11 protein-coding genes are annotated in these 14789 nt (G+C 41.7%); 9 read left to right on the top strand and 2 right to left on the bottom strand.

The window, feature by feature from the left end:
* Positions 1-24: 24 nt before the first annotated feature.
* Entirely contained in the window at positions 25-3123 is a 3099-nt protein-coding gene (locus AWN68_RS18065) for a VPS10 domain-containing protein (RefSeq protein WP_068419015.1), read from the bottom strand.
* 126 nt (positions 3124-3249) lie between these two features.
* Between AWN68_RS18065 and AWN68_RS18060 the strand changes: the two genes are divergently transcribed.
* The 8 genes from AWN68_RS18060 to AWN68_RS18025 all read left to right on the top strand — a co-directional run bounded on the left by AWN68_RS18060 (position 3250) and on the right by AWN68_RS18025 (position 13486).
* Positions 3250-3660, top strand: coding sequence for an HYC_CC_PP family protein (locus tag AWN68_RS18060; RefSeq protein ID WP_157716333.1), 411 nt, complete (start codon positions 3250-3252; stop codon positions 3658-3660).
* 143 nt (positions 3661-3803) lie between these two features.
* Positions 3804-7550, top strand: a complete 3747-nt coding sequence (locus AWN68_RS18055; protein ID WP_068419010.1) for an efflux RND transporter permease subunit — start codon at positions 3804-3806, stop codon at positions 7548-7550.
* Positions 7547-8938 carry a TolC family protein gene (locus AWN68_RS18050; RefSeq protein WP_084362931.1) on the top strand — a complete coding sequence of 464 codons (1392 nt, stop codon included), beginning with the start codon at positions 7547-7549 and terminating at the stop codon, positions 8936-8938. Before AWN68_RS18055 ends, AWN68_RS18050 begins: the two co-directional genes overlap by 4 nt.
* On the top strand, positions 8935-9513 hold the full coding sequence (locus tag AWN68_RS18045; protein WP_068419007.1) for a DUF2911 domain-containing protein: 579 nt from the start codon (positions 8935-8937) through the stop codon (positions 9511-9513). The genes AWN68_RS18050 and AWN68_RS18045 overlap by 4 nt, the downstream gene beginning before the upstream one ends.
* A complete protein-coding gene (locus tag AWN68_RS18040) occupies positions 9510-9995 on the top strand; it encodes a TlpA disulfide reductase family protein (protein ID WP_068419004.1) in 486 nt (161 codons plus the stop codon). Before AWN68_RS18045 ends, AWN68_RS18040 begins: the two co-directional genes overlap by 4 nt.
* A gap of 3 nt (positions 9996-9998) precedes the next feature.
* On the top strand, positions 9999-11219 hold the full coding sequence (locus AWN68_RS18035) for a hypothetical protein (protein WP_068419002.1): 1221 nt from the start codon (positions 9999-10001) through the stop codon (positions 11217-11219).
* A 4-nt stretch (positions 11220-11223) separates the two neighbouring features.
* A complete protein-coding gene (locus AWN68_RS18030) occupies positions 11224-13002 on the top strand; it encodes an efflux RND transporter periplasmic adaptor subunit (RefSeq protein ID WP_068418997.1) in 1779 nt (592 codons plus the stop codon).
* Positions 13003-13033: 31 nt separating this feature from the next.
* Positions 13034-13486: a DUF3347 domain-containing protein gene (locus AWN68_RS18025; RefSeq protein WP_068418994.1), complete on the top strand. Its 453-nt coding sequence runs from the start codon at positions 13034-13036 to the stop codon at positions 13484-13486.
* A gap of 87 nt (positions 13487-13573) precedes the next feature.
* Here AWN68_RS18025 and AWN68_RS19100 read toward each other — a convergent pair whose 3' ends face one another.
* The gene (locus AWN68_RS19100) at positions 13574-14350 is read right to left on the bottom strand and encodes a hypothetical protein (RefSeq protein WP_068418991.1); all 777 of its coding nucleotides are present in this window, start codon (positions 14348-14350) and stop codon (positions 13574-13576) included.
* 114 nt (positions 14351-14464) lie between these two features.
* Between AWN68_RS19100 and AWN68_RS18015 the strand changes: the two genes are divergently transcribed.
* Entirely contained in the window at positions 14465-14776 is a 312-nt protein-coding gene (locus tag AWN68_RS18015) for a hypothetical protein (protein ID WP_068418988.1), read from the top strand.
* The last annotated feature ends 13 nt before the right edge of the window (positions 14777-14789 follow it).

The raw sequence follows: 14789 nt of genomic DNA, 5'->3' as shown, positions 1-14789 counted from the left end.
TTTGTGTCTTCTGTACTCTTAAAACTACTTATCTGAAATCAGTTTTAAACCCAAACCATTAACATAGTTTTTGTATGCCGCAAAATCATTGCCTAAAAGCGCTTTTACCTTGGCTTCCATTGGAGGAATAGCAGCTTCTATAAGCTTCATTGCAGTTTCATCGTTTTTAGTGATTGGCAATTGTACCGATTGCATGGCTCCTCTTACCAAGCTCAATTTAGCGGACAATACTGTTCTGTCACTATAACTTCCTTGAGGTGCAGGTTTACTCGAAATCTGATAATACAATTCATCAATTGCCTTAATCATTTCTTGTCCACGCTTCACCACTGGGTCTGCCACAGTTTTTTGTTCCTCTCTCACTCTAGCATTCACCTTTTCAACGGCAGCTTTTGCATTTCTCAAATCGGTAGTCATGGAGGATACCTTACTCTGCAACTCATTGTATTTTTCCATAAATACCCTTTTGGCAATCATATCTTGCGTATTCACTTCTATTCGTGGATCTGGAAAAACATTTACCTTAGCCTCGCTTTTTTCGTTTTTATAGCTCACGCGAATGGTGTACTTACCTGGAAAAACATCTGGCCCACGTGAAAAACGGCCTGCCGATGGATTTGCACCATCAGAATCTAGCCTCCACTCAAAACGGTTCAAACCATTTTTTGCATTTTGATTTATGGTTTTTATAACCACTCCTTTGTCATCAAGAATTTCAACCTTAACACGTTCCGTTTTATCATCCTTCCCTTTAAAGTAGAAAGAGATCATAGCGTTAGGAGAGCGATTGTCGCCTTCAAAAATGGCATCACCTACCAGATTGGCACGGTAGCCAAAAGATTCACCGATAAAGGCTTTGTATGCATCTGGCGCATCGAATGCCTGTACCTGCTTATCCATCAAATTCTTCATTCCCATGGTAGCCATTGCCCGTAGTGGTCGAATATCATCTAACACCCAAAAAGACCTACCAAAAGTAGCAATCACCAAATCGTGTTCTCTTGGGTGAATCACCATGTCTTGCGTAGGAATTGACCCATATCCGTTGGTCCATTGCGACCAAGTGGTGCCTGCATCAACACTTACCCAAAGACCAAACTCAGTGCCTGTAAACATCAACTTTGGTTCAATTGGATCTTGCACAAAGCTCAAGGTTGCACCTCTCATATCTGTGTCATCAACTAACCTCGTCCAGGTACGACCAAAGTTCTTGGTGTGATAAACATAAGGCGTCCAATCATGCATTCTATGGTTGTCAATGACCACGAAAGCCTCAGCCGCATCGTATTCAGAAGGTTGAACTTGAGTAATCCAAGCGTTGGCAGGAAGTCCTTTCATGTTGCTAACAACATTGTTCCAGGTTTTACCCCCATCTTGGGTCACTTGAACATTACCATCATCTGTACCTACCCAAATCACACCTGCTTGCTTCGGGCTTGGCCCTATCGCAGAAATCGTAGTGTGATTTTCAGCAGCGGTATTGTCATAAGTAAGCCCACCCGATTTGTAATCTTGTTTGGCAGGATCGTTAGTAGTTAAATCCGGTGAAATTATTTCCCATGATGCTCCACGATCGTTGGTTTTATGTAAAAATTGACTCCCGTAATAAGCGACAGATTTATCAATCTTATCTACCTCTAAAGCCGCATTCCAGTTAAATCGTAAAGCAACTCCTTCTGGGTGAACTGGGCGCACTTTGTTCATTAAGCCCGTTACTCGATCATAATAATTTAAGTTTCCTCCTTGCCCCATAGACCAACCATAGCGGTTATCTCTTGGGTCGGGTGCCATATCAAAACCATCACCAGTACTCAGTCGTTGCCAGTAAAAATTACGTATTCCGCCCCTGAACCATGACTGACTTGGGCCTCTCCAAGAGCCATTGTCTTGCGCACCCCCATAAATATTATAAGGAATATCATTGTCTACTCTTACATGGTAAAATTGTGTTAGCGGAAGGCTTGTTACAAAATGCCAGTTCTTACCACGATCTCTAGTATAAGTAAGTCCGCCATCATGGCCATCTAAAATGAAAGAAGGGTCTTCTGGGTGAATCCACCAGGCATGGTGATCGGTATGTACTTTTCCTCCAGACACAAAACTTCCCCAAGTTTTCCCTCCGTCTTCCGAAACGGTAACGGTGGAATGGATACTGTAAATTCTATTTTCATTGATTGGGTCAACATAGATGTCAGCATAGTAAAAAGGTCTACCGCCTATATTTCTATCTCCATCTTTTGAAACCTGCTGCCAATTAAAACCGCCATCATCTGAGCGGAAAATGGCATTCGATTTTGATTCTACATACGCGTAAACCCTGTTAGGGTCAGAAGGAGCAAAAGCCAAACCTATACGGCCTAAATCACCTTTTGGCAAACCGTCTTCTGCTGTTCTTCTATTCCAAGTGTCTCCGCCATCTAAGCTCACAAATATGCCAGAGCCTGCTCCGCCTGAATTAAAAAACCATGGCCATCTTCTGTGTTCCCACATGGCCGCAATGAGTTTGTTTGGATTTGAAGGGTCAACTACCAAGTCGGCAGCTCCAGTTTTTACATCTATGTATAAAGTCTTTGTCCAAGTTTTACCTCCATCAGTGGTTTTATAAATGCCTCGTTCTGGATTTTCTCCCCAAGGAGTTCCTGTAGCTGCAACTACTGCTATTTTTGGATCATTTGGGTTGAGAATAATACGGTGAATACCGTTCGTTCTTTCTAATCCTAAAAACTCCCAAGTTCTTCCTTTATCAATGGTCTTATAAATACCCGCACCATTGTTCATACTATTTCGTGGGTTTCCTTCGCCAGTTCCTACCCAAATTTCATTCGGATTATTTTGATTAATGGCAATAGAACCTATTGAAGCAGACTTACCATCATCAAACAAAACATCCCAAGTAGATCCGCCATTTTCGGATAACCATAACCCACCTGCAGCAGTGCCAGCGTAAATTATATCGGGATTATTAAGCTCTACATCAAAGGCAGTTATCCTACCACTTGCTCCTGCGGGGCCAATGCTTCTTGGCTTCATGTCTTCTAGAAGTGATATGTCGATTTTTTGGGCAGAAACAGAGCCTAAAAGACCTATAAAGACAATTAGTGTAAATAAAATTTTCTTGTTCATGATTTACTATAATGGTTGATCAATGGAAAAATAATAAGCCCAACAATAGAATAGAAATGGTATCGGATAGAAGGGGATTAGCCATTCTTTAAACCATATTCTAAAACTTCCGTATATTTGGCCAGCTTGAAAAAATCAGTAACCATATTATTCACTACCCTCTACTTACTTGCCAGCACTGGAATACTGGTTGGGCAGCATGTTTGTATGGGCAGAGTAAAGGAAGCTGCGCTATTCAAACAACAGGAGAAAAAGTGCAAAATGTCTGCCGAAATGCACAAAAGCATGAAAGACTGCTGTGAGGATGAGTGGTCTTTAACAAAAATCGAAGACAATCAGCAAGCTTCTGTTCATAACGAAATTCCAAACACCAATTATACTCTTCTTTATGAAGTTCCATATAGCGCATTCCTTGTGGTTATGGACGAACAAGAAGAAAAAGTAGAAGTCAAAAACACTGGACCACCAGATATCCCCAAACTTGGCCTCTACATCACCTACCATTCCCTCAAAATTCCTGCTGCATTACAATCCTAATCGGCCTTATCATAGGTTAGATTTAACTGTGCTTTTTTAAAGTGGCAGACTATATCTTTTTCCAAATCTAACCCTAAGATTTGTGCTCAGACGCTCAATCCATTGAGCCAAACCGTTATTTTCGGATTGTAAAACAAGCATTAATGATCAATAGACTTATTAAATTTTTCCTAGAGAACAGGCTAGTTACTTTTCTGTTCATGGTAACTTTTGTTGCCTGGGGTATAGTTACAGCTCCTTTTGACTGGGATATCAACCTGCCAAAGGACCCAGTACCTGTAGATGCCATTCCAGACATTGGAGAAAACCAACAAATCGTTTTTACCGAATGGGCGGGCAGGTCTCCACAAGATATTGACGATCAAATCACCTATCCGTTAACCTCTTCCCTATTAGGTATTCCGGGGGTGAAAACGATTCGAAGCTCTTCCATTTTCGGAGTTTCATCCATCTACATCATTTTTAATGAGGACATAGAGTTCTACTGGAGCAGAAGTAGAATTATAGAAAAACTCAACTCATTGCCCAAAGGGCTTTTACCAGAAGGAACGCAGCCCGCTTTAGGACCTGACGCTACTGGATTGGGTCAAATATTCTGGTATACAATTGAAGGAAGAGATCCCAACGGAGACCCTTCTGGCGGTTGGGACCCACAAGAAATTAGAACCGTTCAGGACTACACTGTCAGGTATGCACTTGCCTCAGCTGAGGGCGTTTCGGAAGTTGCTTCTGTAGGTGGTTTTGTCAAGGAATATCAAGTAGACATTGATCCGAATGCCATGGAAGGTTATGGAGTGTCATTAGATCAAGTGGTCAAAGCTGTCAAGGAATCGAACCAAGATATTGGGGCTAAAACACTTGAAATTAACCGAGTTGAGTACTTGGTCAGAGGGCTAGGTTACATCAAAAGCTTGGCCGACCTAGAAAAAGCTGTTGTCAAGGCAAATGGAAATACGCCTATTTTAGTTAAAGATGTTGCTCATGTTTCTTTAGGGCCAATGGCCAGAAGAGGTGCTTTGGATAAATCGGGAGCAGAGGCCGTTGGTGGTGTGGTAGTGGCCCGCTATGGGGCAAACCCAATGGCCGTAATAGATAATGTGAAGCTCAAAATTGAAGAAATTAGTCAAGGCCTTCCTTCAAGAACATTGGCTGACGGCACAGTTTCCAAACTCACCATTGTTCCTTTTTACGACCGTACCAAGTTGATCAAGGAAACCATAGGCACTTTGGAAGAGGCACTAACGCTGGAAATTCTAATTACGGTTGTGGTAGTATTGGTAATGCTCTTTAACCTAAGGGCTTCTATTCTAATTTCCAGTTTGCTGCCGATTGCAGTACTTATGTGTTTTATTGCCATGCGCTATTTTGGTGTAGATGCCAATATTGTGGCGCTATCAGGAATTGCCATTGCCATTGGTACCATGGTAGATGTGGGGATTGTGCTGACCGAAAACATTACCCAACACTTGGACGAGAAGAAGGATCAGCCGCTTCTGAAAACAATCTTAGAAGCCAGTCAAGAAATTGCCTCGGCCATTATCACAGCTGTTCTAACTACAATTGTCAGTTTTATCCCTGTCTTCACTTTGCAGGCTGCTGAGGGTAAATTATTCTCTCCTTTGGCTTACACCAAGAGTTTCGCACTCATTGCAGCCATTATCGTTGCCTTGATAATTCTGCCAACAATGGCTTATTGGTGCTTTGGCTTCAAACCTAAAGGCAAAAACCTAAAGTTAGCGCTCAACATCGGACTTATAGTTTTTGGAATCTGGGCCTTAACCCTCTCTTATTCATTTGCGGGATGGGTATTGATTACCTTTGGCATTTTAAACCTCGTTCGTCACTACGTCCCTTCTCTCGGCTTCCTGAAATACGGTTCTATCGCCATTTCCTTATTGGCCATTACAATTTTATTAAGTCAAGAATGGATGCCATTGGGGGTTCAAGTAAGTGGCTTCGTCAACTTTATTTTCGTTGCGCTCATTATCGGAATCACTTTAGGTTTTTTCAATCTGTTTATCCATTTCTATCCAAGAATTCTCGATTGGTGTTTACAAAACCGATTGAAATTTCTTATCATCCCTACCTTCATCTTTTTATTAGGAATAACCATTTGGCAGGGCTTCGACAAGGTTTTTGGGTTTATTCCCGCCACTTTCGGTGACTCAGTTCGAACAAACAAAGTCTATTCAAATCTAAACCACAGATTCTCTGGTATTGGAAAAGAATTTATGCCTTCATTAGACGAGGGTTCGTTCCTATTGATGCCTACTTCCATGCCACATGCGGGAATGGCTCAAAATATAGAGGTGTTGAAAAACTTGGACATGGCTGTAACCGCTATTCCGGAAATTCAATCTGTCGTAGGGAAATTGGGGAGAACAGAAAGTGCTTTGGATCCTGCCCCCATCTCGATGTACGAAAACATAATCAACTACAAGAGTGAATACCTCACCGATGAAAACGGAAGAAGACTTCGCTTCAAAAAGGAAAATGGTGCATTTGTACGCGATGCAAAGGGCGAACTAGTTCGAGATGAAGACGGTTCCTACTTTCGTCAATGGCGAGACCATATTTCTTCACCAGATGATATTTGGAATGAAATTGTAGAGGCCACCAGCCTACCAGGCGTTACTTCCGCCCCAAAACTTCAGCCCATAGAAACTCGCTTGATAATGCTACAAACCGGCATGAGAGCACCCATGGGAATAAAAGTGAAAGGACCTGATTTAGCCACCATTGAGGCTTTTGGATTGCAACTTGAAGATATTCTGAAAGAAGTGCCTTCGGTAAAAGCCCAGTCGGTTTTTGCCGAACGCATAGTAGGGAAACCTTATTTGCTCATCAACTTAGATCGCCAAGCACTAGCGCTTTATGGCCTAAGCGTTGCACAAGTTCAACAGTATTTGCAAGTGGCGGTTGGGGGCATGGAACTCTCCAAAACCGTTGAAGGTAGAGAGAGATATCCAATTAGAGTTCGCTACCCTCGAGAATTGAGAGATGATCCAGAAGCACTTAAAGACATTCTGATTCCGACCCCGTCAAATGGGCAAATTCCTCTTGGGCAATTGGCCAGTATAGAATACACCCAGGGTGCACAAATGATTAAAAGTGAAGACACTTTCCTTGTTGGTTATGTGATCTTCGACAAAAAAACGGGGTATGCCGAAACTGATGTGGTGGAGCAATCTCAAAAATTAATCGACCAAAAAATTGCAGCGGGTGAGTTGAAAGTACCTGCCGGAGTTTCATTTAAGTTCGCAGGAAACTATCAGAATCAACAAAGAGCGGAGGCCCGACTCGCCATCGTTATTCCAATTGTGTTGGCCGTTATTTTCCTGATTCTCTACTTCCAATTCAAATCGGTACCAGTTACACTTATGGTGTTTTCTGGAATTGCAGTAGCCTTTGGCGGAGGCTTTATTATGTTAGGTCTCTATGGCTGGGATGGCTTTCTTGATTTTGGATTATTCGGCACCAATATGCGCGAGCTATTTCAAGTAAGTCCAATCAATTTAAGTGTAGCCGTTTGGGTAGGATTTATCGCCCTATTTGGTATTGCCACAGATGATGGTGTTTTAATTGCCACTTACCTGACCCAATCCTTTGAGGGAAAAGAAAACTTAAATAAGGAAGAAACCCGAGCCTTGGTTATAGAGGCTGGAAAAAGAAGAGTACGCCCCTGTTTAATGACAACAGCTACTACTTTGCTCGCACTATTACCTGTTTTAACTTCTTCTGGAAGAGGCGCTGATGTAATGATACCAATGGCAATTCCATCCTTCGGAGGGATGCTCATTGCCTTAATCACACTGTTTGTTGTCCCCGTGCTTTACTCTTATTACAAGGATGCACAGTTCCGTTCATTATTAAAAGCAAAACCACTATGAACCAGTCATCATCCAGTTTTATATATCATATAAACATATATACCGCTCTTATTATTAGCGCTATTGAGTCGAACATTCTTAATCTATATTTAGGAATCCAAATTGTTGGTGCTCAACTGAAAGAATCAATTAAGTGGCGACTTTGGAATAAGGTTTTTTATATCTGTGGTATATGGATAATGATGGGAATGGGCCTTAGGGCCCAGACCCCTCTTAATGAATACCTCAGGATTGCAGCCGAGCAAAACCCTTCTTTAAAAGCCAAGTATAATCAATACTTGGTTGCCTTAGAAAATGTTAATCAACAAGGTATTTTACCTGACCCGAATCTCAGCTTTGGCTATTTTATTTCTCCAGTAGAAACACGTGTTGGTGCGCAGCAGCTTAGGTTGTCCATTTCTCAAATGTTTCCATGGATGGGCACGCTCAAAACAAAAGAGCAGGCTGCCACTATGATTGCTAGAGCCCGGTTCGAAGAGTTTGAAGAAGCAAAAAACCTCCTTTTCCTAAATGTAAAAACCAAATGGCTTACGCTTTTAGAGATTCAGGAAGAAATAAGAATCACCAACCAAAACCTCAGCATCCTTCGTTCTTACGAACCCATAACGAAGACAAAGTATGAGGCCAGTTTAGTCTCTTTGGCAGATTTAGTTCGTGTACAAATTACCGTAGAGCAATCTGAAACCAAACTAGAGCTGCTTGAACTTAAAAAACTCAATCTTGTAGGCGATTTCAACACCTTACTTAATCGCGAACTAAATACGGAAGTGCCTATAAATGAGTCTGTGGAAATCAATCGGCAGCATATGGCCTCACTCGACTCTGTGCTCGTTAATCAGCCAGGGGTCAAGGCAATTCAAGCAAGTCTAGAAGCAGTAGACAATGAAGTGATTCTAGCTCAGCTTAAAAGAAAACCGAACATAGGTATAGGATTGGATTATGTTATGGTAAATAAGCGGAAGGACATGGTCATGGCTGATAATGGTAAGGATGTGTTGATGCCAATGGTCACCCTAAGCCTCCCCATTTTCGGAAAAAAGAACCAATCAGTTATCAAAGAAGCCGAGCTCAAAAAAGAAGTGATTACAGGACAGTACTATGGTTTGCAAAACCAGCTACGTAATATTTGGAATACCACTGAATTTGATATGCAATCCGCTCTTAAAGAGATTGAGCAGGTTGATAGTGAAATGAATAAAACACAGACGTTACTGAGTGTTCTGACAAGCGAATACACCAACGACAACCGCAACTTCGAAGACCTGTTGGCTACACAACAAAAACTTTTACAGTTGCAGCTGGCCAAAATCAAATCAAAAATCAAACACAGAGAGGCACTTTATAAGAGAGAGTACCTTACTGGTTCAACCTTAAACCAACTCAAATGAAATCGAAAACCTTAACCCTAATTTCTTGCATTGCGCTGAGCATTTTGCTCTATGCTTGCTCTGGAGAAAAGAAGAAAATCGAAGAGCAAAAGGAGTCATCTCCACTTGAGGAGGTGGCTAAACCTAAAAGCCCAGCAGCCTATGCCAAAAACACAATTGGAAATACCCTGGTGCAGATAGATTACTATTCACCTGGCGTAAGAGGACGAAACATCTATGGAGGCTTGGTGGCCTATGATGAATTGTGGGTCACTGGAGCACACAGTGCCACTTCGATTGAGTTTTCTAGCGATGTAGAACTCAACGGCAATAAAATAAGCAAAGGCAAATACGCCTTGTTTACCATACCCGGTAGAACTGAGTGGACGCTGATTATAAACACGGACTATGACCAGCATTTGGCTGATAATTACGATCAAAAGAAAGATGTTTTGAGGCTTCAATTGACACCTGAGATATTAGAGCCAATACAAGAGCACCTCCTTTACGAAGTGTCTTCTGCAGAAAACAATGAAGGAGAAATTTCAATCAGTTGGTCAGATATTAAAATATCATTTAGAATAGCCACCTTATGATTCACCTTCGTCACATAATTAGCATTGGACTTATTGGACTGCTTTTAGGCTGCAATAATACCAAAGAAGAAAAAGCATTTTTCGATAAGCTAGACCTAAAAACCATGGATGGTAAATCGCTTACTGTGAAAGATTTAGAAGGAAAAATGGCTTTTGTAAACGTTTGGGCTACTTGGTGTGGCCCATGCTTAAAAGAAATGCCTTCAATAGAAAGAGCTAAAGCCAAATTGGAAAATGAAGGCTATGTATTTATTGCTATTTCGAATGAAGAGCATGATAAGATTGAAAACTTCATTGCAAAAAATGACTATACGTTTGATTTTGCCAAATTAGGAATGGGGCTTGAGGCCCTTAATGTCTATTCTCTTCCAGCCTCATACATCATAGATGGAAAAGGCAATCTCGTTTATGAACACATGGGCGCCAAAGAATGGGACAGCCCCGAGAATATCTCCTTGTTCAAATCCCACCTTAAAAATTAAACCATGAAAAAGATTTATTCAGTTTTAATCATTGCAGTTATTGCGGCCACTTCATGCCAACCCGTAAAAGAAGTAGCGCCAACAATTACCAACATTGATAGCCCTGCCACAGAAGGTAGTCAGGAACCTAACCTCTTTACTGACAAAGCGGGAAACGTCTATTTATCGTGGATTGAGAAAAAAGAGAAAAAAGCGATTCTCTCGTTTTCTAAACTAGAAAATGGCCAATGGACTTCCCCTAAAAAAATAGCAGAAGGAGACAACTGGTTTTTGAACTGGGCTGATTTCCCGTCCATCGCTGTAAATGAAGATTGGATGGCTGCGCACTGGTTGCAAAAACGAACAGAAAGTACCTACGATTACGATGTGCAAATTTCCACGGCCAGCAACACAGGAGATAACTGGAGCGAATCATTTATTCCCCACAAAGACAACATAGCTGCAGAACATGGTTTTGTGAGCATGATGCCCGTTGATAAGGACAGAATGATTGCTACTTGGCTAGACGGAAGATATACCAAAGGCGAAGGACACGAAAGTCAAGATGGTCATTCTATGGGAGGCGGAGCAATGACATTAAGAGCGGCCATTTTTGATAAATCTGGTGAAATACTTGAAGAATGGGAATTAGACAACCGTGTTTGCGATTGTTGCCAAACCTCTGTAACCATGACCGACAACGGTCCAGTTGTGGTGTACCGTAACAGGTCTGAAGAAGAGATCAGAGATATGTCTATCGTCCGATATATAAATGGCGAATGGACAGCACCGCAAATCATTAATGCAGATGATTGGAAAATAGCTGGTTGCCCTGTAAATGGCCCATCTATTACTTCAAGTGGTCAAAATACTGCTGTAGCATGGTTTACCGCCAGCGGAGGTATTCCTACGGTTAAACTCGCCATCTCGAGCAATGCAGGTGCTACTTTCTCAGCTCCAATTGTAGTGAGTGAAAAAATAACAAGTGGAAGAGTAGGTGCTACGATGCTACCAGACCAAACAGTATTGGTAAGCTATATGGAAACAAAAAATGACGCAGCACAAATCATGTTAGCACAATACAATCAAAAAGGAGAGTTACTCCAAAAAATGGAAGTAGCCCAATCATCCTCTTCAAGAAGCAGTGGATTCCCTGTGCTCACCAGCAACAAGGGAGATGTTTATGTTTCATGGACAGAAATTGGTGAGACTTCAATGGTGAGAACAGCAAAAGTTAATTTATAAGCCGATGAAAATAAACAAATCTATAGTAATAACAGGCTTAGTAACCCTCGGTTTAGGGCTACTCATAGGGGCGCTGTTTTTAGGAGGAAGCCCTACCCCTACTGCCCAAATTGATGGGCATGAGGGCGAAGGTCATCAGTTGGAGCAAACTGCTTCTGGCCTGTGGACTTGCTCAATGCACCCACAAGTACGGCAGGCGAAACCAGGCTCTTGCCCTTTCTGTGGCATGGATTTGATTCCAGTGAAGGAAGAAAGCGGAAGTGATAACCCAAAAATGCTGAAGATGTCGTCTGCGGCAATTCAGTTGGCCAATATTCAAACTTCTATTATTGGAAGCAGGGATATAGATGCTAGATTAGTATTGAATGGGAAGGTGAAAGCTGATGCACGAAGGGTGAATGTGCAAACCACTCATTTTGCCGCCCGAATTGAAAAGTTGTACAAGAACTTTGAAGGCGAACGGGTACACAAAGGAGACAAAATTGCGGAGCTATATTCTCCTCAATTGGTCACGGCCCAAGAGGAGCTAATTGAAGCCAAAAAAGTAGAGGATTCAAATCCTATTTTGCTCGAAGCCGCACGCAAAAAACTTCACCATTGGAAACTGAGCATGGAGCAGATTGAAGAAATAGAAAGCTCAAGTAAGCCCATGCGTACTTTCGATCTGCTGGCAGATTATGATGGAGTCATCAGCAAGAAAATGGTGAATACTGGCGACCACCTTAAAGAAGGGGGTGTGCTCCTAGAAATCACAGACTTATCTCAAGTTTGGGCAGTGTTTGAAGTGTATGAAAGAGACTTAAAGAACTTAAGCCTTGGTCAGAAAATTGACTTCACTGCCAGGTCAGTTTCAAGTCAGCAGTTTTCTGGAAAAATAGCCTTTATCGAACCTGTTTTAAATGCAAAAAGCAGGGTTGTAGAGGTTCGTGTGGATGTTAATAATATCAATGGTGCATTAAAGCCAGATGTTTTCCTAAAAGGAAAAGTAGCCATGAATGCACAAAGCGATGGCATCATGGTGCCTAAGTCAGCTGTATTATGGACAGGCGAACGTTCGGTGGTTTACACCAAAGTGAATGAAAAAGGCAACGAATACTTTATGCTGAATGAAGTCACCTTGGGCGATGCCTCGGGCGACTACTATCAGGTAAAATCTGGCCTGTCTAGTGGTCACGAAGTAGTAACCAATGGTGCTTTTACTTTAGATTCTGAGTCGCAGCTTAAGGGAAAAATAAGCATGATGAGCCCGAACAAAAACACAAAGGGAACATCTAATTCTGGTTTCCCAGTGGTGACTTTACCAGAGTCAAAAGACTTCAAAAACCTTGTTGTTGCTCCTTTCCAAAAACAGCTTGGAGCCGTAGCCAATGCCTACATCAGTCTAAAGGATAAAATGGTAGGAGGTGAAGGAAATACCATTAAAAATGCCGCATCAAAAGTGAAGGAGCAATTGTCTAAAGTAGACATGAGCCTGACCAAAGGTGAGGCGCACATGCATTGGATGACCATGTTGAATCCTATGGACGAAAGCTTGAAGAAAATTGAACAAAGCGATAACAGAGACCAACAGCGATTGGAATTCATTAATCTTTCCAAGGCTTTAATCAATGCGGTACAATCGTTCGGTACTGATATTAATAATCCGCTCTACGTACAGTTCTGCCCTATGGCGAACGACAACCAAGGAGCGACTTGGATCAGTAAAGACGAGAATATTATCAACCCATATTTTGGAAATCAAATGCTGACCTGCGGAAGCGTGGAGTCGGTGATTAGTCAATAGTCAAAAACGAAAAAACAAACAGAAAACGATCATGAAAAGAGCAATTATATTAATCGTATTAGTAGCCACAGTGGTAGCCTGCGGAGGAAACAAAGAAGAAAAATCAACGGCAAAAGTAAACTTGGTAGAAAACTACTTGGCACTAAAAGATGCCCTAGTAGCCACTAATCCCGCACAAGCGCAATCAGCAGCCAAAGATTTTTTAGAAGTGAATAACAACGATGCCCTAACAGCAGACTTGAAAGCCATAGCCAGCAACACCGATGTAGCAACTCAACGTATCGCATTCGAAGGCCTATCTGCAAATATGTATTCTATTGTAAAAGCAGGTGGCTCTGAAACTGTGCTCTACAAGCAGTATTGCCCAATGGCTTTCGGCAATAAAGGAGCGTATTGGTTAGCGGCCGAAGAGGAAGTAAACAATCCATATTTCGGAGATCTAATGCTTCATTGTGGAAGCGTTCAAGAAACTATCAGTCAATAATATAATTGGGTGGTTACCGTACGAAGATTGATAACCACCCAATTAAAATTTCATATACTTATTTACCTAAAATTAATTAAGAAAGCCTTAATTAGCTTTCAACTTGTAGTCAATCTTTACGGTTTGCTCAGAAAACATACTGCCTCTTTCAGAAAAAGCACCGCCTTGTCCACCGCCAGCACCTCCACGACCTCCGCCTCCAGATCTGCCACCAGCACCAGCTTGTGCACCGCCTCCTCCCTGAGGTTGCGAAATAGCGTTCACTGTAAAAGCAATTTCTATTTCAGACTGACTTAAGGCATTCAAATCTACAGTTCCATCAAAAAGCTCTTTTAAAGGAAGTACCAGTTCATAACTCAACAACCTAGTTCTACCTTCTCCTTCGAGACTAAGTATCAGCTGAGTATCATTCATTTCGTTAAGCCCTATGGTTCCTTTCAAGCTTGAAAAACCTTTCAACTTTGCATCAAGTTTGGAGTCCAACAACCCTATTAGCAACATTTCTTGGAGCAACGCCTTGTCCTCTGCTGAACCCTGAGCCCTTAACGTTCCGCTAGACTTATCTTTAGAAGCCAATGGGTAATCGATATTAGCATTAAGCTTTGGCTTTGTCTTGGCCTTTAATTTTACACTCATTCCGGCCTGCATCACCATATTTAAACTTTGCTGATTGGCAGTTTGAAAAATCAGATACAAGTTTTCACTATCGTTCTTGACGCCTGTTAAGAAAGAGGTCTTCTCATCTTTGGTCAGTTCTTGTACTGCCCAAACCTGTCCTTCGGGATTAGTCGTTAGTTGAGTCTCCTGCGCTTTAGTCATTTGGCAGGCAATCAATAGAACCACAAGGAAAATGTTTTTTTTCATAAGTTATATTTTAGCTCCGTTTAGACGCCAATACTGCTTTCAGGTTTAAGCACTTTAAGCGTATATTTTTCACTATTAACCCTGCTGATTGGTTGGATTGATTAACTTTGCAAAATGCAGTGGTCAAAGACCTTCATGGCCTTATTAATTCTCTTTTTTAGCCTTACGCCTTGTGCGGAAGGTTGGGAAGAAGACAATTGCTCAAATGAAAATGGAATTCATGCAGAATCTGAGCCTATTGATTCGCATGAAGAAGCCGATACTTGCACTCCTTTTTGTGCCTGTGCCTGCTGTCATATTCCGCTCACTACAGTGTATGTTTTTCCGAAAATGCCAGAAAATGACCCTCCAGGTGATTTCCTAGTTGAAGTATCGGAAAGCATTACTCCTCCACTCTTTGAAATTTGGCAGCCTCCGAAAATCTAATCTCCCTTCAGAT

The organism is Roseivirga echinicomitans (assembly GCF_001592935.1).
GTDB lineage: Bacteria > Bacteroidota > Bacteroidia > Cytophagales > Cyclobacteriaceae > Roseivirga > Roseivirga echinicomitans.
The sequence above is the reverse complement of the archived record's forward strand: the minus strand, read 5'-3'. Positions and strand labels throughout refer to the sequence as shown.